The following is a 23,401-nucleotide window of genomic DNA, read 5'->3' as shown; positions in this document are numbered from 1 at the left end:
GGGCATGGGCATGGGGGGACTCCGTTTCATGAAGAGGACAGGGCGCCGGCCTGGTACTGCTCGCGCAGCGCGCGCTTGAGCACTTTGCCGATCTCGCTGCGCGGCAGGCTGGCGGCCAGCCGCAGCTCGGCCACGCGCTGGGTCTTGCCCACGCGGGCGTTCAGCCATTCGCGCAGCTCGGCGGCCGAGGGCGTGGCATCGGGGCGCGCCACGGCGTAGGCCACGGGGGTCTCGCCCCATGCATCGGAGGGCACGCCGATCACCGCGCATTCGGCCACCTGCGGGTGCTGCAGCAGCACGGACTCGATGTCGCTCGGGTAGACGTTGAAGCCGCCCGTGATGATCATGTCCTTCTTGCGGTCGCCCAGCACGATGAAGCCGTCCTCGTCCAGGCGGCCCACGTCGCCGCTGCGGATGAAGCGCAGGCCCTGGGCATCGAACCATTCGGCCTCCTGCGTCTTGTCGGGCAGGCGGTGGTAGCCGCTCATCATTCCGGCCGAGCGGCCCACGATCTCGCCCTGCTCGCCGGGCGGCAGTTCGCGGCCCTGCTCATCGATGAAGCGGATGTCGGCGCCCGGTCCCGGCCTCCCCACGGTGTGCAGCTTGTCGGGGAAGTCATGGCAGTGCAGCTCGCAGCGCACGCCGCCTTCGGTCATGCCGTAGTACTCGATGAGCCGTCCGGGCCAGCGGCGCAGCACCTCGGCCTTGAGCGCGGGATGGAAGGGTGCGCTGGTGCAGAACTTGTGCTGCAGGCGGCTCAGGTCGGCGCCGTCGAACCCCGGGCACTGCATCAGCCGCTGGTACTGCACGGGCACGAGCATGGTGTGGGTGGCATGGTGGCGCTCGGCCAGTTCCAGGTACTGCGCCGCGTCGAACTTGCGCATCAGCACCAGGGTGCCGCCCAGCCCCAGCGTGGGCAGGGCCGCGACCAGGGTGGTGTTGGAGTACAGCGGCGTGGCGCACAGCGAGACGGCATCGGGTCCGTAGCCGTTGTGGATGGCGCGCTGCACATGGGCCCAGCGCATGGCCCAGGACTGGACAATGCCCTTGGGCACTCCCGTGGTGCCCGAGGAGTAGATGACGTTGAAGGGCCAGTCGGGCTGGGGGTGGATGGGCGTGGGTGCCGTGCCATGGTCCGCTTCGTCCGCAGCCAGCCATTGCGACCACGGAATGCCGGCTTCGACAGCGCCGTCCAGAGCCACGCATTGCAGATCCTGTCCGGCCTGCAGCGGCCATTGCGCGGCGGTTTCCGCATCGCGCAGCACCAGCCGGGCGCCGCAGTTGTCCAGCATGGCGCTCAGGTGGCCGGCCGTGGCCGACGGGGCCAGCGGCGCCACGGCCACGCCCGCGCGCAACGCGCCCAGGAAGGCCAGCACGTACTCGGGCGAGCTGCCCGCGCAAATGGCCACCACGTCGCCGGGGCCCAGGCCTTGGCGTTGCAGGCGCAGGGCCACGCGGTCCATGCCCAGGCGCAGCGCGGCGTAGTCGAGGCTGCGGCCGTCCATGGCCAGTGCGGTGTGGCCGGGGCGCTGGCTGGCCTGCAGCGCGACGAGTTCGGGCAGCGAGCCAAAGGGCTGGCGCAGCAGGGAGGCGATGTCTTCTTGCATGGGAGGGGCGAGTGGGGAGAACTATTCCAGCGACAGGCCTGCGGCCTTGACGATCTGGGCCCAGCTCTTGCGTTCCTGGGCGATGAAGGCGTCGTACTCGGCCGGTGTCTCGCCACCGGGCACGCCGCCCAGGTCGGCAAAGCGCTGGCGCACCTCGGCCGTCTGCATGGCGCGCCGGGCCGACTGCTGGATGCGCTCGACCACGACATCGGGCGTGCCGGCAGGGGCCAGCAGGCCGAACCAGGCCGTGACCTGCATGGGCACGCCGGCCTCGGTCATGGTGGGCACCTCGGGCAACTGGGCCGAGCGCGTGGCGCTGGTGATGGCCAGCGCGCGGAACTTGCCGCTCCTGATGTGCGGCATGGAGCTGGGCAGGTTGTCGATCATGTAGTCCACCTGCTGGCCCAGCAGCGCCGTGACCGCAGGCGCGGCGCCGGGAAAGGGCACGAGCGTGACCTCGATGCCGGCCTTCTGGCGGAACATCTCCGAGGACATGTGCGGCGACTGGCCCACGCCCGAGGTGGACACGTTCAGGCGCCGGGTCCTGGCCAGCTCCACCAGCTCGCGCACGCTGCGCACGGGCGAATCGGCATGGACCACGAGGATGTTGGGCACGGAGATCACATTGGTGATGCCGCGCAGATCGCTTTCCTTGTAGCTGAGCTGCTTGTACAGGCTGAAATTGATGGCCACCGGGCCGATGTTGCCCATGAGCAGCGTGTAGCCATCAGGCCTGGCGCGCGCCACCTGGGCCGTGCCGATGCTGCCGCCGCCCCCGCCCTTGTTCTCCACCACCACCGAGGTGCCCAGGTCCTTTCCCATCTTCTCGGCCAGCACGCGCGCGGCAATGTCCGTGGTGCCGCCTGCGGCGGCCGGCACCACGATGGTGATGGGGCGTTCAGGCCAGGCCGCCGCCAGCGCGGCGGCAGGAGCCAGGGAGAAAAAAGGCAAAGCGGCCAGCAAGGCCAGCAGGCTGCGTCGGACGGTCATGGGCAGTCTCCAGTTCACTGCCCGCAACGATAGAAAACCCTGGGCCCCAGGGCACCAGGGTTTGACTGGAGATCCGCTTCGCCATTCGGAAACCCGCGCTTAGGCCCACTGGAACGCGTGCTAACCCGTTGCCGAAAAGGCGGCCACAAGAAAAAGGGCGCCGAAGCGCCTTTTCTTTTTCGCAGAATGCACAGCGCATGAAACTGGCGCGGCCCAAGTCAGGGACACCGAGCAAGGGCCGCCCCGCAGCGAGGGTGTCGTCCCCCTCCCCCGCGGAGCGGGTAGAGAGGGGGAAGGCGCGTCAGCGCCTCAGGGGGTCAGGGATACAAACCTCGCATCTCGCGCGCATGCAGGATGCGCTGGCAGGCCACGATGAAGGTGGCGGTGCGCAGCGTCACGCCGTGCTGCTGGGCCACCTGCCAGATGGCCGCGAAGGCGTCCTGCATGATGCGCACCAGGCGGGCGTTGATCTCGTCCTCGCTCCAGAAGAAGCTGGAGAAGTCCTGCACCCATTCGAAGTAGCTCACCGTCACGCCGCCGGCATTGGCCAGCACGTCGGGCAGCACCAGCACGCCCTTTTCGGTCAGGATGTCGTCGGCCTCGGTGGTGGTGGGGCCGTTGGCGCCCTCGATCACCATCTTGGCCTTGATCTTGCCGGCGTTGTCCTTGGTGATCTGGCCTTCCAGTGCGGCGGGGATCAGGATGTCGCAGTCCACGCTCCAGAAGTCGGCAGCGTCCATGGCCTCGGCGCCGTCAAAGCCGCCCACGCCGCCCTTGGCGGCCACGTGTGCCAGCAGGGCCGGCACGTCCAGGCCGTTGGCGTTGTGGATGGTGCCGGTGTGGTCCTGCACGGCCACGACCTTGGCGCCCACGTCGGCGAACAGCTTGCCCGCCGTGCCGCCCACGTTGCCGAAGCCCTGCACGGCGATGCGCGCACCCTGGACCGACAGGCCGGTCAGCTTGGCCGCTTCCACGCCCACGGTGAACACGCCGCGGCCGGTGGCCTCGACGCGGCCCAGCGAGCCGCCCAGGTCCACGGGCTTGCCCGTGACCACGCCGGTGGCGGTGGCGCCGGTGTTCATGGAGTACGTGTCCATCATCCAGGCCATGATCTGGCCATTGGTGTTGACGTCAGGCGCGGGGATGTCCTTGGAGGGGCCGATCAGCAGGCCGATCTCGCTGGTGTAGCGGCGCGTCAGGCGCTCCAGCTCACCGCGCGACAGCGTCTTGGGATCGACACGGATGCCGCCCTTGGCGCCGCCGTAGGGCACGTTGACGGCCGCGTTCTTGACCGACATCCAGGCCGACAGGGCCATGACTTCGGACAGGGTCACGTCCTGGTGGAAACGCACGCCGCCCTTGCCGGGACCGCGGCTCAGGTTGTGCTGCACGCGGTAGCCTTCGTAGTGGGCGATGGTGCCGTTGTCCAGCTCGATCGGCACATCGACGATCAGGATGCGCTTGGGGCGCTTGAGGGTTTCGACCCAGCGGGCGAGATGGCCCAGGTAGGGCGTGACGCGATCGACCTGCTGCAGGTAGTTGCCCCAGGGGCCGAGGTGATCGGCCTGCAGGTATGAAGGGATGGCGTGGTTGGTAACGCCGGCCGAAGCGGGTTGCTGCATGGTGGTTCCACACAAGAGTTGTCTGAGGGTTTTGAGCTTATTCCCGGGGCTATGCGCTGTCCAACGCCTTATGAGCGAGAGCCTTATGCATTTAATGCATAACCCTGGGGCGCCTTGTCCAGCGGACAATCGGGGCCGCTTGAGACCCACCGATGCACTCCAGGAAAGCCGCTCCATGACGAACACGCCCCGCACTCCCACAGCCTTGGCCCATGCGCTGCTCCAGGCACGCCACAGCGGCGAATTGCTGGATGCCGACGATTGGGCCGACGTGGTGCGCACGCCCGCAGATGCACAGGCCGTGCAGGCCGCCATGGCGCCCGCCCTGGGCTGGCGCGTGGCCGGTAGCCAGCAGGGACCGGGCCGCGTTCCGGGCTACTGGAAGTCTGGCGCGCCGCGCCGCGATGCCCCGCTGACCCATGCGCCGCTGCCCGAAGAAGGCGTCTGGGCCAGCCCCTCGGTCGCTGGCGGCGCGCCGCTGCACCTGCGCGGCATCGAAGCCGAGATCGCCCTGCGCCTGGGTCGCGATATCACGGCCGAGATGGCCGCCGCCCTGCAGCCCGGCGAGGGCCTGGAGCTGATCGACGGCATCACCGCCGCCATCGAGGTGGTGGATACGCGCTGGCGCCAGCACCTGAAGGCACCGCCTCTGCTGCTGGCCGCCGACGGCCTGTGCCATGGCGCCCTGGTGCTGGGACCTTGGCAGGACGCTTCGCGGCTGCTGCCGCGCGAGTCGCCGCGGGACTGGTCAGCCCAGGTCTGCCGGCTGCGCGTGGGCGCGGGGCCGCAGCAGGTGTTCACCGGAACGCATCCGCTGGGTGACCCGCTGTGGCTGCTGGCCGGCTGGCTGCAGGAGCTGGTGCACCGCTATGGCAGCGTGCCCGCAGGCACGGTGGTGACTACGGGCACGTGGAATGGCCTGGCCTTTGCCCAGGCCGGTGACCTGGTGGTGGCCGAGCTGGACGGCATCGCCGAGGCCCGCCTGCAGCTGTGAGGCTTCAGGCAGGCCATCGAGTGATCAGGTGATCTTGTAGTCCTTGAGGGCCGGATCGCCGGGCGGAAAGCGCAGGTCCAGGTTGCGCATCACCTCGCGCAGCAAGGTGGCGATCATGAGGTTGCGGTGCGTCTTGGAATCCGCGGGCACGATGGTCCAGGGCGCCCAGGGCGTGTGCGTGGCGCCCAGCAGCTGGCCGTAGGCCTGCTGGTAGTCCTTCCACTGCGTGCGCACCTTCATGTCGTTCTCGTCGAACTTCCAGTGCTTGGCCGGGTCGTCCAGGCGCTCCTGCAGGCGCGCGCGCTGCTCGTCGGCGCTGATGTGCAGCAGGAACTTGACGACCACGGTGCCCGTTTCGCTGAGCATGCGCTCGAAGTCGTTGATGTGGGCAAAGCGCTGGCGCTGCTGCTCGGGCGTGATCCAGCCGTTGACCACGGGCACCAGCACATCCTCATAGTGGCTGCGGTTGAAGACCGTGATCTCGCCTGCGCCCGGCACGCGCTGGTGGATGCGCCACAGGTAGTCGTGCGCGCGCTCTGCATCGGTTGGCGCCTTCCAGCCCACGGCGTTCATGCCCAGGGCGCTGGTGCGGCCGAAGACGCCACGGATGGTGCCGTCCTTGCCCGCCGTGTCCGTGCCCTGCAGCACGACCAGCAGCTTGTAGCGGCGGTCGGCGTACAGCAGGTTCTGCAGCGCGTCGATCTCTTCGGCCAGGGCCTCTACGGTGGCCTTGTCCTCGGTCTTGCCGTTGCCGTTGGAAAAGGGCTTGGCGCCCGGGTCGAAGTCGGCCAGGGCAATGGGCTTGTCCTTGTCGGACTTGGCGGAGCGCGGCTGCCACTGTTCCCAGAGCTTTTGCACGGCCGCATCGCGGCTGGAGAAAGGGTTGAAGGCGTCCATGGCTTGAGCGGTGGGTGAGCGGGGAAGGTCAGGGCTGGGCGCGAATGGATTGCACCTGCAGTTGCGGCGGCGCCATCGAAGGCGCGGCGCCAGCGGCGGGCCTGGGGCCGGGCTGGCCCCGGACCTCCACGTTCTGCCGCTGCCACTGCGTGACCTGCTCGGCACTCAGGCCCTTGAGCTGCCAGGTCTCGCCGGAGGCGGTCTGCAGCACGGGCTGCTCATGGGGCGCATTGCCACGCAGCACCAGACGGCCTTGCAGGGTCAGGGGCTGGCCGGCATCCGGCGCGGCGGGCGCGGCCGATGCCGAAGCGGGCGCCGGTGCGGTTGCAGGAGGTGGAGGTGGCGCGGCGCAGGCCGTGGCCAGCAGCGACAGGCTGCCGGCCAGCAGCAGGGGCAGGGCCCGGGCGACTGCGGTATGGGATGTCTGGGTCATGGAGGTCATTGCACGATGGCGGTGAGGGTGGTGCCGGCGGGAACGCGCAACTGCTCCTGGTACAGGCCCTGGGCGTCCGGCTGGCGTACGAAGGGGAAGTGGCCGCGCGCCGCGAGCTGGGCGGGCACGGTGGCGGGCAGGCGGCGTGCGGCCGCATAGCGCTGGCCGTCGATGCCCACCAGGGTGAAGTCCTGGTCCGTGCGTGCGGGCCAGCCGTAGCCGGCCGGGCCGCTGGAAGGCAGCAGGGCGATGTTGGCACCCCATCGCTGCAGCGTGACGGGCAACGAGGGGCCACCGGCCTGTGCAATGGCGTTGCCTAGCACCTGCAGCGAGTCGGGCGAGGAGGTGTTCCTCAGCATCTGCTGGTAGAAGCCCACGCCGTGCTGGCGCAGCAGATAGGCGCCCAGGCTGCCCGTGACGTTGTAGCCGAAGCAGGTGGCGTTGACATCCGAGGCCCAGCTGGCCAGGTCGCAGTTGAAGCCGGGCTTGGACATCCAGCCGGTAATGCGGCCGTCACGCATGGGATTGGTGCCGGGTGTGAGTCTTTCGGCCAGGATGTCCTCGGACATCAGGGCCGACATCTCTTCAAGGAAGGTGTCGAACATGTAGTCCGAGCCCTTGAGCGCGCCGCGCTGGTAGAAGTTGATCATGTGGATGAACTCGTGCGACAGCGTGCTGATCTGCGTGGTCAGCCCGTTGGCGCCGCCCAGGTACAGCGTTTCCGTGTCCATGTAGAACGACAGCGATTCGTTGCTGTACTGGAACTGCGAGTTGCCGGCCGTGCGCTTGAAGTTGTTCACGGCCCAGAAGTAGCCCAGCAGGCCGTAGGGCTGGCTGTCGGGCGTGAAGTTCACGAACACGATGTCGATCGGCTGGTCGGCCGCGATCAGCTCGCTGTGGGCCTGGGGCCCCCAGGGCTGGCCTGCCAGCCCCGTGACCAGGGCGTGCACGGAATCCGGCCCGCTGGAAAAGCGCTGTATCACGGTGTCCAGCAGGGCGTCGCTGACCTTGGCGCCGCCGTACTCGCTGTCTTCCAGCCACAGGTTGATGGTGCGGGTGCCCGTGGGCGTGGGCGCCGTGGTCTGGCGCCGCAGCGTGGCGCTGCGCGTCTCGACCGTGGGGCTTTCCGTGTTGACGAACCAGCTGCGCTGGCTGCCCACGGGCAGCACGGCCGCCGACACCGCGCGCGAGGGTTGCACGCTCTGCCCTGCAACCGGGGCGGGCAGGCTCGGCTTGAAGTCACGTACGCGCTGGGGGATCTGGTTGACCAGCTGCGCAGCGCTCAGCGACTGTTGCGCCGCAATGCCCTGCGCCGCTGCGGCTGGCGGCGTGAGCGTGATGGGCGGCAGGGCCACGGCGGCATCGCCGGTGTTGGTATAGATCAGCGTCACGGGCCGGGTGCCCAGATTGCGCAGGCCTACGGCAACGGGCTGCTCTGCGGCGGTGGCGTTGGTGTAGCTCCAGACGCCGACGCCCTGGCCGGAATAGGTGGTGGCGTCGGTCGCGCCGCACGAGGCGCCCGTGCAGGCGGGGCTCAGCTGTGTCGTGATGGAGTCGCCCGGCGTGGAGCCGCCGCCCCCGCCGCCGCAGCCTGCCAGTCCCGCACCCAGTGCCAGTGCAACAAGGGCCTTGCCCCCAAAGTGATCTTGAAACATGGGTTCCTCTCGATGGTCCATGTCCAGCCAGAAGAAGGAGGGCGGCCGGACGCTTGCGCAACTATCCCAGGCCTGCCTGCAGGCGGCAAGCACTGGCCGGTTTCCCGCGTGTAGGCGCAGGGCTTGCCTGCAGGTCGCAAGCCGCAGGCCTCACCTGGGCTCCAGCCGCACCGGCACCTGCAGCTGCTCCACAAACCGCCGCGCCGCCAGCCCCAGCGGGCGCTCCTTGGACCACACCCAGTCGACGAACAGCTGGGTGCCGTTGCTGATGTTGCACAGCGGAATGCGCAGCAGCGCGCCCGTTTGCAGCAGGGGCTCGGCGACGCTGAAGGGCAGCCACCCCCAGCCCAGGCCGGCCGAGACCAGCGACAGGGCTGCCAGATGGCTGTCCGTGCGCCACAGCTGGTGCGAGAACACGAAGCGCGGATCGGTGTGGGCCAGGTCGCGGCTGGCCAGCAGGATCTGGCGCGCGCCGGCCAGCTGGCCCACGTCCAGGCGTTGCTGCCCGTCCACGCCCAGTTGCCGGGCCAGCGGGTGCCTGGCCGCCATCACGGCGACCATGGTTTCCTGGCCCATCTCCTGGAAATCCTCGCGGCCGTCGATGGCCGGGCGCTCGAAGACCAGGGCCAGATGCGCGCGGCCCGAATGCAGTTCCTTGAGCGCATCGACCTGGGCTGCCACCAGCACCTCCACCTCCAGCCCCGGGAATTCCTCGACCAGCGGCTGCAGCGGCGCGGCCCAGGCCGTGGACAGCAGCTCGGGCGCGATCACCAGGGTCAGCCGCTCCTCCAGTCCCTGGTGCAGGGCCAGCGCCTGATGGTTGAGCTGCTGCAGCTGGGCGGCCAGCAACCGGGCCTGGGGCTCCAATGCGCGCGCCGCCGCCGTGGGCCGGGGCTCGCGGCCGCTGCGGTCGAACAGCTGCAGGTCCAGCTCCGCCTCCAGCTGGGCGATGGCCATGCTCACGGCCGAGGGCACCCGCCCCAGCCGGCGTGCGGCGGCAGAAAACGAACCGTGGTCCAGCACGGCAAGGAACAGCGGCACCTGGTCAGCGGGGAAGGACATGGCGGGAACCTGTCAGTTTTATTGAAAGAATCTGACTTTAACGTTCAATTCCAGACAAATAAACTGCGCCCCCTATGACCTTGCAGACACACAAAAAGGGCCTCCAGGGGCCCAAGCGCAAAGTGGTCTTCGTGACCCTGTATGAACTGATCGCCATCGCGGCCTCCAGCCTGCTGTTCATGGCCATCGGCCAGAGCGCCGGGCATTCGGGCGGCATGGCGATTGCCGCCTCCACGCTGGCCATCGTCTGGAACCTGACCTTCAACCACCTGTTCGAGCAATGGGAGGCGCGCCAGAGCGTCAAGGGCCGCTCGGTGATGCGCCGCGTGGTGCACGCCCTGGGCTTCGAGGGCGGGCTGGCCATGGTGCTGATCCCGCTGATGGCCTGGTGGTTCGGCGTCACGCTGTGGGAGGCCACGGTGATGGAGGCCGGCCTGCTGGTCTTCTTCCTGGTCTACACCTATGTCTTCAACTGGTGCTTCGACCATGTGTTCGGCCTGCCGGCTTCGGCCTCGGCGTGCGCTGCGGTGGCCCCGCGTGCTCAGGGCGAGCCGGCCTGCAGCAACTGACCGGCCACGGCGGCGGCGGCCGTGCGGGTCTCCACGCCGAGTTTCTCGAAGATGTGCTCCAGGTGCTTGTTCACCGTGCGCGGGCTCATGCCCAGGATGTCGGCGATGTCGCGGTTGGTCTTGCCCTTGCTCAGCCATGACAGCACCTCGGTCTCGCGCGGGGTGAGCGCCACCTGCTGCAGCCGGCGCGCGGCGGGCGTCTGCGGCGCCTCGTGGCTGAGCAGCACCATCGACTCCCCCAGGCCGCTGGCGCCCATGTGGCGCGCCAGCAGCTGGCGGCCATCGGCCAGGGCCAGCGCCAGATCCTGGGGGGCGGGCTGGCCCTCCTGATCCGCCTGGCCGGGCTGATCCGGCTGGCGGGCGCCGGCCAGCCAGTCCCCGGCCGCCTCCAGCGGGAAGGGCTGGTCCGCAAAGGCCTCCTCCAGCCAGCGCGATGCCTGGGGCGAGCGCCAGGCCACGCGGCCCTGGCCGTCGAGCACCACCACGCCCAGCCCCGCCACGTCCACGGCCTCCTGCGCCTGGCGCGTGGCGCGGGCGTTGCGCACATGGGTGGCCAGGCGCACCAGCACCTCGGGGATGCGCAGCGGCTTGACCACGTAGTCCACGCCACCGCTGGCAAAGCCGCGGATGATCTGGTCCGTGTCCGACAGGCCGGTCATGAACACCACGGGCACATGGGCCCAGGCCGGCGTGGCCTTGAGCGTGCGGCACAGCGTGAAGCCGTCCATGCCGGGCATGACGGCGTCCAGCAGCACGCCGTCGGGCACGGTGAGGGCGAAGCGCTGCAGGGCCTCGTCGGCGTCGCGGGCGGCGAGCACCACGTAGCCTTCGGCGGCCAGCGCGTCGCACAGCATGCGCAGGCTGTCCAGCGCGTCGTCCACCACGAGGATGACGTGGGCGTTGTGAGGGGGGTGGCTGGGGTGGCTGCTGCTGTCGGCGGTCGTCATCTGTGGCCTTTGCGGGTTCTCATTCATCGGTCTCCTCTCTTTCTTCGTCTTCTTCATCCTCTTGCTCGGGCCGCGGCAGCATGCGCGCCAGCGCATCGAAGTCGAAGCGGTTCGCGCAGGCCTGCAGCGCATCGAGCAGCGCGGCATGCGCGGGCGCCTGCTGGCGCGCCTGGCGCAGGCGCTCGCGCAGGGCGGTGGCCTGGCCCGAGCGCGCCAGCCGGGCCAGGTCTTCACGCAGGTCGGGCGGGAAGGGGGCGGCTGACGGCGCCTCCTCTGCCTTGGCCTCTGCCTGCTCTGCACGTGGCGCCGGCAGCAGCAGCGGGCGGTTGTCATGCACCCACTCCAGCCGCAGCACGCGCTCGAGCACCTGCAGCAGCTCGGACTCGGTCACGGGCTTGGCGACAAAGCCCTGGCAGCGCGCATCGGCCAGGCGCGGCGGGTCGTTGTCGAACAGGTTGGCCGAGACGAAGACCACGGGCAGCTGCTGCGCATCCCAGCGCGCGCGCAGCAGGGCGGCGGTCTGCCAGCCGTCCAGGTCGTCCATGCTGATGTCCAGCAGCACCAGGTCGGGCGGGCTTTGCTCCACGATCTCCAGGCACTCGCGGCCACTGGCGGCCTCGCGGATCTCGAAGCCCAGCGGCAGCAGCAGGCCGGCCAGCAGCTGGCGCTGCAGCGGCTGGTCGTCCACCACCAGCAGGGTGCGCCGGGGCGGCAGATAGCCGATGACGGTGTGCAGCGTGGCGGCGGCGCCCGGAGGGACCCAGGACGCGTCGGGCGCCATCTCGGGCAGGTACAGGCGCACGGTGAAGCAGCTGCCCTCGCCGGGCGTGCTGCTCAGGGTGAGCTGGCCGCCCATCAGCTCGGTCAGCAGATGGGTGATGGTCAGCCCCAGGCCCGTGCCCGCCTCGCTGACGCGCCGCCCCGCGCTGCCGCGCTCGAAGGGCACGAAGATGCGCTCCATGTCCTGCGGTTCGATCCCGATGCCGGTATCGATGACCTCGATGCGCGAGACATGGGGCCTGAAGTCCATGCGCAGCCGCACCTCGCCGCGTTGGGTGAAGCGCACGGCGTTGGACAGCAGGTTGATCAGGATCTGGCGCAGCCGCTTGGCGTCGGCCCGCACCCAGCGCGGCATGGTGCCCAGCGTCTCGACCGAGAACTGCAGCCCCCTGGCCTGGGCCTGGGGCCGCATCATGGCCTCGATGCCGTCGATCAGCGCGGGCAGGGGCAGGGGGGCGAGGTCCAGGCGCAGGCGGCCGGCCTCGATGCTGGCCAACTCCAGCGATTCGTCGATCAGCGCGCGCAGGTGCTGGCCGCTGTGCTGCATGGTGGACAGGGTCTCGCGCACCCAGCCATCGACCTGCGGGCTCTTGAGCAGGATCTGCGTATAGCCCAGCAGGCTGTTGAGCGGCGAGCGCAGCTCGTGCGTCATGCCGGCCACGTAGCGGGTCTTGGCCTGGCTGGCCTGCTCGGCATGGTCCTTGGCGGCCTGCAGCTCGGCATCGGTGCGCTTGTGGGCGGCGATCTCCTGCAGCAGCAGCTGGTTCTGGCGCTCGGACTCGTCCTGCGCCATGCGCCGGCTGTCCGTGCTCAGCACCACCCACCAGGCGGCCACGGCGCACAGCAGGGCCAGCAGCGCGAAGACCTTGAGGAAGGGGATGCGCAGCGCGCCGCCATCGACGCTGCCTGCCTGCAGGCTTTCCTGCATGTAGACCACGCCCACCATGAAGGCCGTCACCGCGCACAGCGACAGCATCACCACCAGGTACTGGCCCGCGCGGAAGTTCACCTTGGTCGCCCAGCGCGGCGGCAGCAGGGCCGAGGCCAGCGCATGCAACTGCTCGCCCGCGCGCGATCCGGTCTTGCAGCGGTCATGGCAGCGCGACTCCAGCGAGCAGCAAAGCGAGCAGATGGGCGCGCCGTAGGCGGGGCAGTGCGCCATGTCCTCGGATTCGAAATGCTTCTGGCAGACGGCGCAGCGCACGGTCTCGCCGGGCTTCCACAGGTTGCCTGCGGGCCGCGCCAGGTAGTAGCGCCCGCCCGTCAGCCAGGCCAGCAGCGGCGACAGCAGCATGGACAGCGCCAGCGCGATGAAGGGCGAGAACGCGGCCGCCGTCTCGCCCAGCAGGCCCGCATAGGCGCAGCAGGCCACGGCGGCGGCCAGCAGCATGGCGCCCGGACCCACGGGATTGAAGTCGTACAGATGGGCGCGGCGGAACTCGATGCCCGGCGGACTCAGTCCCAGCGGCTTGTTGATGACCAGGTCGGCCACCAGCGCACCCACCCAGGCGATGGCCACGTTGCTGTAGATGGTCAGCACCTTCTCCAGCGCGCCGAACACGCCCAGCGTCATCAGCAAGGTGGCGATGACCACGTTGAACACCATCCAGACCACGCGCCCCGGATGGCTGCGCGTGATGCGCGCGAAGAAGTTGGACCAGGCAAGCGACCCCGCGTAGGCATTGGTCACGTTGATCTTGACCTGCGAGATGACCACGAAGACCACGGTCACCGCCACAGCCAGCCCCGGCAGGCCCAGGGCCTGCAGCACCTGCTGGAAGCCCACCAGAAACATCTGCGTGGGCTCGGCCGCGCGCGAGGCGTCCACCCCTTCCAGCTGCATGGCCGCGAAGGCGAGAAACGCGCCGCCCGCCATCTTGAGCATGCCCATCACGGCCCAGCCCGGTCCGGCCACCAGCACCGCGCCCCACCAGCGCAGGCGGTTGGCCCGGGTGCGCGGCGGCAGAAAGCGCAGGAAGTCCACCTGCTCGCCGATCTGCACCACCAGCGCGAAGATCACGGCCGCCGCCGCGCCGAACATCAGCGGATCGAACTGGCTGCTGCCCGAGCGCAGGCCGGTGAGGCTGGCGAAGTCGCGGTACAGCTGGGGCTGGGACAGCGCCATCCACACGAAAGGCAGCACCAGCAGGAACAGCCACAGCGGCTGCGTCCAGGCCTGCAGGCGCGAGATCAGCGTGATGCCGCGCATGGCCAGCGGCAGCACCACCAGGGCCGACAGCGCATAGCACCACTGCAGCGGCCAGTCCACCACCAGCTGCAGGGCCAGCGCCATGATGGCCGCCTCCAGCGCGAAGAAGATGAAGGTGAAGACGGCGTAGATCAGCGAGGTGATGGTCGAGCCCAGGTAGCCGAAGCCCGCGCCCCGCGTCAGCAGGTCCATGTCCAGCCCGTAGCGTGCCGCGCAGACGGCGATGGGCAGCCCCGTCAGGAAGATCACCAGCCCCACGGTGACGATGGCCCACATGGCGTTGGCAAAGCCGTAGTTCAGCGCAATGGCGCCGCCGATCGCCTCCAGCGCCAGGAAGGACAGCGAGCCGAAGGCCGTGTTGGCCACGCGGAACTCGCTCCAGCGCCGAAAGCTGCGCGGCGTGTAGCGCAGCGCGTAGTCCTCCATGGTCTCGTCGGCCACCCAGGCGTTGTATTCGCGCCGGAACCGAAAGATGGTCTGCGGCGCGGGCGAGGTGCTGGCGGGGCTGTCGGGCGGGGGTGCGGAGTGCATTCCCAGGTCTAGCAAGAAACGTGCGGGGCCAATGCTGGCGCGGCTTTCAAGAAGGGTGCGTGGGGTGCGTACGCAGATGGCTACGTCAATTGACGTATGGGCGGTTTCAAGGGTTCTTCCTAATCTTGGACCCAGCGCGGAAACAAGCCGTAACCGCAACGCCAGTTTTCAGCCACTTGCAGATCACCCAACCGATCCTTACAGGAGAGTCACCATGAGCCACCCCTCCGACCCCCGCACACCTGGTTCCCCCGGCACGGAAATGGGCCGCCGCCGCGTCCTGCAGGCGCTTGGCGCCGCCTCGGTGGCCGGGCTGCCGGCCTGGTCCTTCGCCCAGCCCACGGCCCAGGTCAACACCACCAAGCTGGCCGTGACCGACACCGAAGTCGTCGTGGGTCAGCTGCACTCGGCCACGGGCACCATGGCGATCTCCGAGACCGGCTCCATCCAGGCCGAGCAACTGGCCATCGACCAGATCAACGCCATGGGCGGCATCCTGGGCCGCAAGATCCGCGTGATCAAGGAAGACGGCGCCTCCGACTGGCCCACCTTCGCCGAGAAGTCCAAGAAACTGCTCATCAACGACCGCTGCGCCGCCGTCTTCGGCTGCTGGACCAGCGCCTCGCGCAAGGCCGTGCTGCCCGTGTTCGAGAAGGAAAACGGCCTGCTGTACTACCCCACCTTCTACGAAGGCCTGGAGCAGTCCAAGAACGTGATCTACACGGGCCAGGAAGCCACGCAGCAGATCCTGTACAGCCTGGACTGGGCCAAGGCCGAGAAGAAGGCCAAGACCTTCTTCCTGATCGGCTCGGACTACATCTGGCCGCGCACCTCGATGAAGATCGCGCGCAAGCACATCGAAAACTTCCAGAAGGGCAAGGTCGTCGGCGAGGAGTACTACCCGCTGGGCAGCACCAACTTCGGCTCGCTGGTCAACAAGATCAAGCTGCAAAAGCCGGACTGCATCTTCGTGGCCGTGGTGGGCGGCTCCAACGTGGCCTTCTACAAGGCGCTCAAGGCCGCAGGCATCACGGGTGACAAGCAATTGCTGGTCACGCTGTCGGTGACCGAGGACGAGATGACCGGCGTGGGCGGCGAGAACTTCACGGGTTTTTACTCCTCGATGAAGTACTTCCAGACGCTGGACAACGAGAACAACAAGAAGTTCGTGGCCGCCTTCAAGGCCAAGTACGGCCCCAACGCCGTCATCGGCGACGTCACCCAGGCCGGCTACCTGGGCCCCTGGCTGTGGAAGGCCGCCGTGGAAAAGGCCAAGAGCTTCGACGTGGACAAGGTGGTGGCCGCATCGCCGGGGCTGGAACTCAAGACCGCGCCCGAAGGCTACGTGAAGGTGGACGCCAACCACCACCTGTGGAGCAAGTCGCGCATTGCCGTGGGGCAGCCGGACGGCACGTTCAAGGTGGTCTCGGAGTCGCCTGAACTCATCAAACCCGATCCCTTCCCCAAGGGTTACCAGTAAGTCCTGATCCGTTCAGGCAGGTGATGCGTGGCGGCCTGCGGCCTGGTGGGCGGGCCGCCGCGTGAACCGTTTCCCCCTCTCCCGATTGGCTTGCGCGCAGGAGCAGCACCATGAGTTTTTCCGACATGATGAACATCGGCCTGATGCAGGGCTTCGCGGGGCTGAGCCTGTTCGCCGTGCTGCTGCTGATGGGCCTGGGCCTGGCCATCATCTTTGGCCAGATGGGCGTGATCAACATGGCGCATGGCGAGTTCATGACCATTGGCGCCTACACCATCTACCTGGGCTCCACGCTCACGGCGCAGCACGCGCCCGAGTTCATGCCCTACTACTTCCCGCTGGCCATCGTGGCCGCCTTCCTGTTCGCCTTCGCGGCCGGCTGGCTGGTGGAGTGGGGGCTGATCCGCCACCTCTACAAGCGCCCGCTGGACACGCTGCTGGCCACCTGGGGCGTGAGCCTGGCGCTGCAGCAGTGCTTTCGCACCTTCATCGGCCCCAAGGAAGTCAGCCCCACCCTGCCTGACTGGCTGATGGGCTCGTGGGCGCCGGCCGAGGGGCTGGACATTCCCATCAACGGCCTGTTCGTGCTGGCGCTGACCGCGGTGGTCACGGCCGGCGTGCTGATCGCGCTGCACAAGAGCCGCTGGGGCCTGCGCGTGCGTGCCACGGTCAGCAACCGCGTGATGGCCAATGCCATCGGCATCGACACCAAGAAGACCGACCGCCTGACCTTTGCCATCGGCTGCGGCATCGCAGGCGTGGCGGGTGCGGCCTTCACCACCATCGGCTCCACCGGCCCCACCTCGGGCTCGCTGTACATCGTGGACGCCTTCCTGGTGGTCACCTTCGGCGGCGCGGCCAGCCTGCTGGGCACCGTGGTCTCGGCCTTCGGAATTGCGCAGACGCAGTCCATCACCGAGTTCTTCCTGGCGGGCTCCATGGCCAAGGTGATCACGCTGTCGCTGATCGTCTTCATCCTGATGCTGCGTCCCCAGGGCCTGTTCGCGTCCAAGGTGCGGCGCTGATCCCGGCGCCGGCCCTGTCCACGAGTTCCCCCGATTTCCCCTGAGTTCACCGGAGTCATTCCATGCAAGCCCTCAAAGCCTGGATACAGCGCTACCAGCTCGCCAGCCTGGTGCTGCTCACCGTCCTGCTGGCGGTGGTGCTGCCCCTGGCGCTGGACATCTTCCGCCTCAACCTGGTCGGCAAGTACCTGACCTATGCCTTCGTCGCCATCGGCCTGGTCATGGTCTGGGGCTATGGCGGCGTGCTCAGCCTGGGCCAGGGCGTGTTCTTCGGCCTGGGCGGCTATGCCATGGCCATGTTCCTGAAGCTGGAGGCGTCCGACCCCATCAGCACCAAGATCCAGTCCACGCCCGGCATCCCCGACTTCATGGACTGGAACCAGCTGACCGAGCTGCCCTCGTTCTGGCTGCCCTTCAAGAGCCTGCCGTTCTCGCTGGCCGCCGTCATCGCCGTGCCCACGCTGCTGGCCTGGCTCATCAGCTTCGCCATGTTCAAGCGCCGCGTGGGCGGCGTGTACTTCGCCATCATCACGCAGGCCGTGGCGCTGATCGTCACCGTGCTCATCATCGGCCAGCAGGGCTACACGGGCGGCGTCAACGGCATGACCGACCTCAAGACCCTGTGGGGCTGGGACACGCGCACGGACAGCGCCAAGTACATCCTCTACTACGTCTGCGTGGCCCTGCTGATCGGCGCCATCGTGCTGTGCCGCTGGATTCAGACCGGCAAGGTGGGCACCCTGCTGCTGGCCATGCGCGACAAGGAAGACCGCGTGCGCTTTTCCGGCTACGACGTGGCCAACTTCAAGGTCTTCGTGTTCTGCCTGGCCGCTGCGCTGTCGGGCGTGGGCGGCGCGCTATTCACGCTGCAGGTGGGCTTCATGTCGCCCAGCTTCGTGGGCATCGTGCCCTCCATCGAAATGGTCATCTACGCCGCCGTGGGCGGGCGCATGAGCCTGGTGGGCGCCGTGTACGGCACGCTGCTGGTCAACGCGGGCAAGACCTATTTCTCGGAGAGCTTCCCGGACCTGTGGCTGTTCCTCATGGCGGGCCTGTTCATCGGCGTGACCATGGCCTTCCCGATGGGGCTGGCCGGCCTGTGGGAAAGCCGCATCGTTCCGTGGTGGAACAGCCGCCGCAAGGGCACGGCACCTGGCGCAGCGCCTGCCGCAGCGCAGGGAGCCCAGGCAGCACCTGCCCCGGCCCCGGCCGCCACCAAGCCCACGTCCGCCCTGTCCGAAGGCATGGGCCGCCAGGGCGCCTGAACCACAGCGGGAGCACACCATGAGCAATACCGACTTCACGCTGGCCGTGGAAGACCTGACGGTCTCCTTCGACGGCTTCAAGGCCATCGACGCGCTGAACCTGTACATCGACAAGAACGAGCTGCGCGTCATCATCGGCCCCAACGGCGCGGGCAAGACCACGCTGCTGGACCTGATCTGCGGCAAGACCCGCGCCACGGCCGGCAGCATCAAGTTCAAGAACGAGGAACTCACGCGCATGGCTGAGCACAAGCGCGTGCGCCTGGGGATTGGGCGCAAGTTCCAGACGCCGTCCATCTACGAGAACCTGTCGGTCTTCCAGAACCTGGAGGTCTCCTACCCGCAAGGCCGCTCGGTCTTCGGTGCGCTGGCCTTCAAGTGCACGGAGGCGGTGCGCGATCGCGTGCAGGCCGTGGCCGCCGACATCGGCCTGGACGAGCGCCTGGACACCGAGGCCGGCCTGCTCAGCCATGGCCAGAAGCAGTGGCTGGAGATCGGCATGCTGCTCATGCAGGAGCCCGAGCTGCTGATGCTGGACGAGCCCATCGCCGGCATGAGCGCCCGCGAACGCGAACTGACGGCCGAGCTGCTGCAGCGCATCTGCAAGAACCGCTCCGTCATCGTCATCGAGCACGACATGGAGTTCGTGGCGCGCATCGCGCACAAGGTCACCGTCATGCACCAGGGAAAGATCCTCGCCGAGGGTCCCATGGACAAGGTGCAGGCCGACCCCAAGGTCATCGACGTCTACCTCGGCCACTGAGGCACGCACAAGGAATTCACATGCTGCAAGTCAAGGATCTGTACGTGGCCTATGGCCAGAGCGAGGCGCTGCACGGCATCAGCTTCGAGGGCCGCGAGAACGAAACCGTGGCCATCATGGGCCGCAACGGCATGGGCAAGACCACGCTGTTCAAAAGCCTGATGGGCGTCATGCCCGCCAAGAGCGGCCAGATCACCGTGGCCGGCCAGGACGTCACGAAGGACGAGAGCTTCCGGCGCGTGGCCAAGGGCATTGCCTACGTGCCCCAGGGCCGCATGATCTTCCCCACGCTGACCGTGGAGGAGAACATACAGACGGGCCTGGAGAACGCGAAGACGCGCCAGGTGCCCGACGACATCTACGCCCTGTTCCCCGTGCTCTGGGACATGCGCCGGCGCAAGGGCGGCAACCTCTCGGGCGGGCAGCAGCAGCAGCTGGCCATTGCGCGCGCCCTGGTCACCGACCCCAAGGTGCTGCTGCTGGACGAGCCCACCGAGGGCATACAGCCTTCCATCATCAAGGACATCGCCAAGGCGCTCAACGAGATCCGCAAGCTGCGCCGCATCACCATCGTGGTCAGCGAGCAGGTGCTTTCCTTCGCCATGGATGTGGCTGACCGGCTGTTCGTCATCGAGGGCGGCCGCCTGGTCCATGAGACGGCCCGTGCTGATACGGATGAACAGCGCATCAAGTCCTACCTCTCCGTCTGATCCGTTTTTTCCCACTGCCATCGCAAGGAGCACACCATGGCCGAAACCCTGATCAAGGTCGATCTCAACCAGTCCCCCTACGACAACCCGCAGGTGCACAACCGCTGGCATCCCGACATCCCCATGGCGGTCTGGGTGGAGCCGGGCGCGGAGTTCAAGCTGGAGACCTATGACTGGACCGGCGGCGCCATCAAGAACGACGACAGCGCCGAAGACGTGCGCGACGTGGACCTGTCCACCGTCCACTTCCTGTCCGGCCCCGTGGGCGTCAAGGGCGCCGAGCCCGGCGACCTGCTGGTGGTGGACCTGCTGGACATCGGCGCGCGCGACGACAGCCTCTGGGGCTTCAACGGCTTTTTCTCCAAGCAGAATGGCGGCGGCTTCCTGGACGAGCATTTCCCGCTGGCCCAGAAGTCCATCTGGGACTTCCACGGCATGTTCACCAAGAGCCGCCACATTCCCGGCGTCAACTTCGCAGGCCTCATCCACCCGGGGCTGATCGGCTGCCTGCCCGACCCCAAGATGCTGGCCAGCTGGAATGAGCGCGAGACCGGCCTCATCGCCACCGACCCCGACCGCATCCCCGGCCTGGCCAACCCGCCCAACGCCACCACCGCCCACATGGGCCAGATGCAGGGCGAGGCGCGCGACAAGGCCGCCGCCGAAGGCGCACGCACCGTGCCGCCGCGCGAGCACGGCGGCAACTGCGACATCAAGGACCTCTCGCGCGGCTCGCGCGTGTTCTTCCCCGTCTACGTGGACGGCGCGGGCCTGAGCGTGGGCGACCTGCACTTCAGCCAGGGCGATGGCGAGATCACCTTCTGCGGCGCCATCGAGATGGCGGGCTGGGTGCACATGAAGGTCTCGCTGATCAAGGGCGGCATGGCCAAGTACGGCATCAAGAACCCCATCTTCAAGCCCAGCCCCATGACGCCCAACTACAAGGACTACCTGATCTTCGAAGGCATCTCGGTGGACGAAAAGGGCAAGCAGCACTACCTGGACGTGACCGTGGCCTACCGCCAGGCCTGCCTGAACGCCATCGAGTACCTGAAGAAATTCGGCTACAGCGGCGCCCAGGCCTACTCGCTGCTGGGCACGGCGCCCGTGCAGGGCCACATCAGCGGCGTGGTGGACGTGCCCAATGCCTGCGCCACGCTGTGGCTGCCCACGGAGATCTTCGACTTCGACATCAATCCCACGGCCGAGGGACCACAGAAGATCATCACGGGCGGGGTGGACCTGCCCATCGCTCAGGACAAGTAAACCCGGCATACGACACCCGCTATCCACCATCTGCCAGAGGCCGCCCATGCCCACCTATGACTACCACTGCTCCGCATGCGGCGGCTTCGACGCGCTGCGCAGCCTCTCGCAGCGCAACGAGCCCGCGCCCTGCCCCAGCTGCGAGGCGGCCTCGCCCCGCGTCTTCGTCAGCGCCCCGCGCCTGGCCTGCACCAGCCCCGAGCAGCGCCGCGCCCACGACACCAACGAGCGCGCCCGGCACGAGCCCAGGCGCTCACGCGATGTGGCCGAGGGCAGCTACGCGCGCATGCGCCACCCTTCGGGCTGCGGCTGCTGCAGCGGCGCCAGCAAGCGCGGCTCCACGGTCACGGCGCCCAACGGTGCCAAGACCTTCCCGACCAAGCGGCCCTGGATGATCAGCCACTGACCGCGGCCCCTGCGCCGCACCGATGCAAAAAAGGCCCGCGATGCGGGCCTTTGTCCTGCCTGGCCGTACCGCTCAATGCACCGCGCCGATGAAGCCCGCCAGCTCCGGCGTCTGCGGGTTGGCGAACAGCTGCTTGGCCGGGCCGCTTTCGTGGATCAGGCCCTGGTGCATGAACACCAGCTGGTCGCCCACGTCGCGGGCAAAGCGCATCTCGTGCGTGACCATGATCAGCGTCATGCCCTCGGCGGCGAGCTGCTTGACCACGGCCAGCACCTCGTTGACCAGCTCCGGGTCCAGGGCCGAGGTGATCTCGTCGCACAGCAGCACCTTGGGCTTCATGGCCAGCGCGCGTGCAATGGCCACGCGCTGCTGCTGGCCGCCGCTGAGCTGGTCGGGGTAGCTGTCGTACTTGTCGCCCAGGCCGACCTTGGCCAGCATCTGGCGCGCCAGCGCCGCCGCCTCGGGCTTTTTCACGCCCTTGACCACGGTGGGCGACAGGGCCACGTTCTCGCCCGCCGTCAGGTGGGGGAACAGGTTGAACTGCTGGAACACCATGCCCACGTTCAGGCGCAGCGCGCGCAGCTGGGCGGGCGAGGGCGCGCTGCCCTCCGAGCCCTTGAGCACGGCGTCGTCCACCACGATCTGGCCGGACTGGATGGCCTCCAGCCCGTTGATGGAGCGCAGCAGCGTGCTCTTGCCCGAGCCGCTGCGGCCGATGATGGCGACCACCTGGCCGCTGTCCACGCTCAGGTCCACGCCCTTGAGCACATGGTTGTTGCCGTAATGCTTGTGAACGGCGCGCACATCAACGAGCGGCATAGAGTTTCTTCTCCAGATGGGATGCGTAGAGGGACAGGGGCCAGCACAGCAGGAAGTAGCCTGCGGCGACCAGGCCGTAGATGAGGAAGGGCTGGAAGGTGGCGTTGGCCAGCATGGAGCCGAGCTTGGTCAGCTCGCTGAAGCCGATGATCGAGGCCACGGCCGTGCCCTTGATGATCTGTACCGAGAAGCCGACCGTGGGCGCTATCGACAGGCGCAGCGCCTGCGGCAGCACCACATGGCGCATCTGCTGCAGGTAGCCCATGGCCAGGCTGGAGGAGGCTTCCCACTGGCCGCTGGGGATGGACTCCACGCAGCCGCGCCAGACCTCGGCCAGGTAGGCGCTGGTATACAGCGTCAGGCCGATGGCGGCCGCCGTCCAGGGCGAGATGTCCAGACCGGCCATGGACGAGCCGAAGAACACGATGAACATCTGCATCAGCAGCGGCGTGTTCTGGAAGGCCTGGATATAGGCCTTGGCCAGGCGGCGCAGGTTCTGGCTGCGGCCCACGCGGGCGAACAGCACCAGCAATCCGGTGGCGCCGCCCAGCACGAAGGCCAGCAGCGATAGCGCCAGCGTGGCCAGCAGGCCCTCGGCCAGCTTGGCCAGGATGGGCAGCAGGGGAATATCGGCAATCATGCGGCGTCTCCGGCAGTGGTTGCAGGTGCAGCAGGTGCAGCGGGCCGGGCTGCACGCGGCGTGCGGCGGCCCACCACGAAGCGCTGGCCTATCCAGGCCAGCAACTGGCGCAGTGCCAGGGCCAGCACGAAGTACGCCGCCGTCACCACCAGGTAGGTCTCGAACGCGCGGAAGTTGCGCGACTGGATGAAGTTGGCGGCGAAGGTCAGGTCCTGGGCGGCGATCTGCGAGACCACCGAGGTGCCCAGCATCACGATCACGATCTGGCTGCTCAGCGAGGGCCAGACCCGCTGCAGCGCAGGGCGCAGCACCACATGGCGGAAGACCGCCCAGCGGCCCATGCCCAGCGCGCCAGCGGCTTCCAGCTGGCCGCGCGGCGTCTCCTGGATGCCGGCGCGCACGATCTCGGTGATGTAGGCGCCCAGGTTGATCACCGTGGTCAGCAGGCAGGCCTGCCATTCGTTGATCTGCACGCCCAGCGAAGGCAGGCCGAAGAACACGAACATCAGCTGCACCAGGAAGGGCGTGTTGCGTATGCCCTCCACGTACACCTTGAACAGCCAGTGCAGCGGCGCAATGCGCCAGGCGCGGCTGACGCCGCCGGCCACGCCGATGGCGCCGCCCAGCACGGCGCCCGCCGCCGTCAGCGCCAGCGTGAAGCCTGCGCCCTGTGCCAGCAGGCCGCTGTAGTCGAACACGGCGCCGAAGTCGAATTGATAGGCCATGGAAGG

The 23,401-nt window shown here is 68.2% G+C and carries 21 protein-coding genes; 9 read left to right on the top strand and 12 right to left on the bottom strand.

Annotated elements, in window-relative coordinates; all coding sequences use genetic code 11:
• Positions 1-26: 26 nt before the first annotated feature.
• The 3 genes from DA1_RS06320 to DA1_RS06310 all read right to left on the bottom strand — a co-directional run bounded on the left by DA1_RS06320 (position 27) and on the right by DA1_RS06310 (position 4,219).
• Complete coding sequence (locus DA1_RS06320; RefSeq protein WP_034397689.1) at positions 27-1,607, bottom strand: class I adenylate-forming enzyme family protein; 1,581 nt, start codon at positions 1,605-1,607, stop codon at positions 27-29.
• A gap of 21 nt (positions 1,608-1,628) precedes the next feature.
• The gene (locus tag DA1_RS06315) at positions 1,629-2,597 is read right to left on the bottom strand and encodes a Bug family tripartite tricarboxylate transporter substrate binding protein (RefSeq protein ID WP_034397690.1); all 969 of its coding nucleotides are present in this window, start codon (positions 2,595-2,597) and stop codon (positions 1,629-1,631) included.
• 317 nt (positions 2,598-2,914) lie between these two features.
• The gene (locus tag DA1_RS06310) at positions 2,915-4,219 is read right to left on the bottom strand and encodes a Glu/Leu/Phe/Val family dehydrogenase (RefSeq protein WP_013800098.1); all 1,305 of its coding nucleotides are present in this window, start codon (positions 4,217-4,219) and stop codon (positions 2,915-2,917) included.
• Positions 4,220-4,394: 175 nt separating this feature from the next.
• On the opposite strand from DA1_RS06310, the gene DA1_RS06305 reads away from it, so the two are divergent.
• Complete coding sequence (locus tag DA1_RS06305) at positions 4,395-5,213, top strand: fumarylacetoacetate hydrolase family protein (protein ID WP_034397692.1); 819 nt, start codon at positions 4,395-4,397, stop codon at positions 5,211-5,213.
• 24 nt (positions 5,214-5,237) lie between these two features.
• Here the strand turns inward: DA1_RS06305 and DA1_RS06300 are convergent, their stop codons facing one another.
• The 4 genes from DA1_RS06300 to DA1_RS06285 form a co-directional block, all read right to left on the bottom strand.
• On the bottom strand, positions 5,238-6,110 hold the full coding sequence (locus tag DA1_RS06300) for a PPK2 family polyphosphate kinase (RefSeq protein ID WP_034397694.1): 873 nt from the start codon (positions 6,108-6,110) through the stop codon (positions 5,238-5,240).
• Between the two features lie 28 nt (positions 6,111-6,138).
• Positions 6,139-6,543, bottom strand: a complete 405-nt coding sequence (locus tag DA1_RS06295; RefSeq protein ID WP_034399061.1) for a hypothetical protein — start codon at positions 6,541-6,543, stop codon at positions 6,139-6,141.
• Positions 6,544-6,548: 5 nt separating this feature from the next.
• Positions 6,549-8,198, bottom strand: a complete 1,650-nt coding sequence (locus DA1_RS06290) for a M30 family zinc metallopeptidase (protein ID WP_034397695.1) — start codon at positions 8,196-8,198, stop codon at positions 6,549-6,551.
• A 150-nt stretch (positions 8,199-8,348) separates the two neighbouring features.
• Entirely contained in the window at positions 8,349-9,260 is a 912-nt protein-coding gene (locus tag DA1_RS06285) for a LysR family transcriptional regulator (RefSeq protein ID WP_034397696.1), read from the bottom strand.
• Positions 9,261-9,334: 74 nt separating this feature from the next.
• Between DA1_RS06285 and DA1_RS06280 the strand changes: the two genes are divergently transcribed.
• The gene (locus DA1_RS06280; protein ID WP_034397699.1) at positions 9,335-9,829 is read left to right on the top strand and encodes a PACE efflux transporter; all 495 of its coding nucleotides are present in this window, start codon (positions 9,335-9,337) and stop codon (positions 9,827-9,829) included.
• On the opposite strand, the gene DA1_RS06275 is transcribed toward DA1_RS06280, so the two are convergent.
• A complete protein-coding gene (locus DA1_RS06275) occupies positions 9,802-10,776 on the bottom strand; it encodes a response regulator transcription factor (protein WP_034397700.1) in 975 nt (324 codons plus the stop codon). The genes DA1_RS06280 and DA1_RS06275 overlap by 28 nt on opposite strands.
• A 19-nt stretch (positions 10,777-10,795) precedes the next feature.
• On the bottom strand, positions 10,796-14,296 hold the full coding sequence (locus DA1_RS06270; RefSeq protein ID WP_012202158.1) for a hybrid sensor histidine kinase/response regulator: 3,501 nt from the start codon (positions 14,294-14,296) through the stop codon (positions 10,796-10,798).
• 214 nt (positions 14,297-14,510) lie between these two features.
• On the opposite strand from DA1_RS06270, the gene urtA reads away from it, so the two are divergent.
• The 7 genes from urtA to DA1_RS06235 all read left to right on the top strand — a co-directional run bounded on the left by urtA (position 14,511) and on the right by DA1_RS06235 (position 21,211).
• Positions 14,511-15,776, top strand: a complete 1,266-nt coding sequence (gene urtA, locus DA1_RS06265) for an urea ABC transporter substrate-binding protein (protein ID WP_012202159.1) — start codon at positions 14,511-14,513, stop codon at positions 15,774-15,776.
• Between the two features lie 110 nt (positions 15,777-15,886).
• On the top strand, positions 15,887-16,801 hold the full coding sequence (gene urtB, locus DA1_RS06260; protein WP_013800106.1) for an urea ABC transporter permease subunit UrtB: 915 nt from the start codon (positions 15,887-15,889) through the stop codon (positions 16,799-16,801).
• A 62-nt stretch (positions 16,802-16,863) separates the two neighbouring features.
• Positions 16,864-18,066 carry an urea ABC transporter permease subunit UrtC gene (gene urtC / locus DA1_RS06255; protein ID WP_034397702.1) on the top strand — a complete coding sequence of 401 codons (1,203 nt, stop codon included), beginning with the start codon at positions 16,864-16,866 and terminating at the stop codon, positions 18,064-18,066.
• A 19-nt stretch (positions 18,067-18,085) separates the two neighbouring features.
• Positions 18,086-18,829 (top strand): urea ABC transporter ATP-binding protein UrtD, encoded by a 744-nt coding sequence (gene urtD / locus DA1_RS06250; RefSeq protein WP_012202162.1) that lies wholly within the window; start codon positions 18,086-18,088, stop codon positions 18,827-18,829.
• A 20-nt stretch (positions 18,830-18,849) separates the two neighbouring features.
• Positions 18,850-19,539: an urea ABC transporter ATP-binding subunit UrtE gene (urtE, locus tag DA1_RS06245; protein ID WP_012202163.1), complete on the top strand. Its 690-nt coding sequence runs from the start codon at positions 18,850-18,852 to the stop codon at positions 19,537-19,539.
• 36 nt (positions 19,540-19,575) lie between these two features.
• Positions 19,576-20,805 carry a formamidase gene (fmdA, locus tag DA1_RS06240; RefSeq protein ID WP_012202164.1) on the top strand — a complete coding sequence of 410 codons (1,230 nt, stop codon included), beginning with the start codon at positions 19,576-19,578 and terminating at the stop codon, positions 20,803-20,805.
• 46 nt (positions 20,806-20,851) lie between these two features.
• Positions 20,852-21,211, top strand: coding sequence for an FmdB family zinc ribbon protein (locus DA1_RS06235; RefSeq protein ID WP_034397703.1), 360 nt, complete (start codon positions 20,852-20,854; stop codon positions 21,209-21,211).
• A 72-nt stretch (positions 21,212-21,283) separates the two neighbouring features.
• Here DA1_RS06235 and DA1_RS06230 read toward each other — a convergent pair whose 3' ends face one another.
• From DA1_RS06230 to DA1_RS06220, 3 genes are read right to left on the bottom strand one after another with little or no spacing between them, the layout of a single operon-like run.
• Entirely contained in the window at positions 21,284-22,030 is a 747-nt protein-coding gene (locus tag DA1_RS06230; RefSeq protein WP_034397706.1) for an amino acid ABC transporter ATP-binding protein, read from the bottom strand.
• On the bottom strand, positions 22,017-22,670 hold the full coding sequence (locus tag DA1_RS06225) for an amino acid ABC transporter permease (RefSeq protein WP_012202167.1): 654 nt from the start codon (positions 22,668-22,670) through the stop codon (positions 22,017-22,019). Before DA1_RS06225 ends, DA1_RS06230 begins: the two co-directional genes overlap by 14 nt.
• Entirely contained in the window at positions 22,667-23,395 is a 729-nt protein-coding gene (locus tag DA1_RS06220; protein WP_016448704.1) for an amino acid ABC transporter permease, read from the bottom strand. The genes DA1_RS06225 and DA1_RS06220 overlap by 4 nt, the downstream gene beginning before the upstream one ends.
• Between the last annotated feature and the right edge of the window lie 6 nt (positions 23,396-23,401).

Origin of the sequence: Delftia acidovorans NBRC 14950 (assembly GCF_001598795.1) — a bacterium.
GTDB lineage: Bacteria > Pseudomonadota > Gammaproteobacteria > Burkholderiales > Burkholderiaceae_C > Comamonas > Comamonas acidovorans.
Note: the sequence above shows the minus strand (reverse complement) of the source record. Positions and strands in the feature narration are given on the sequence as shown.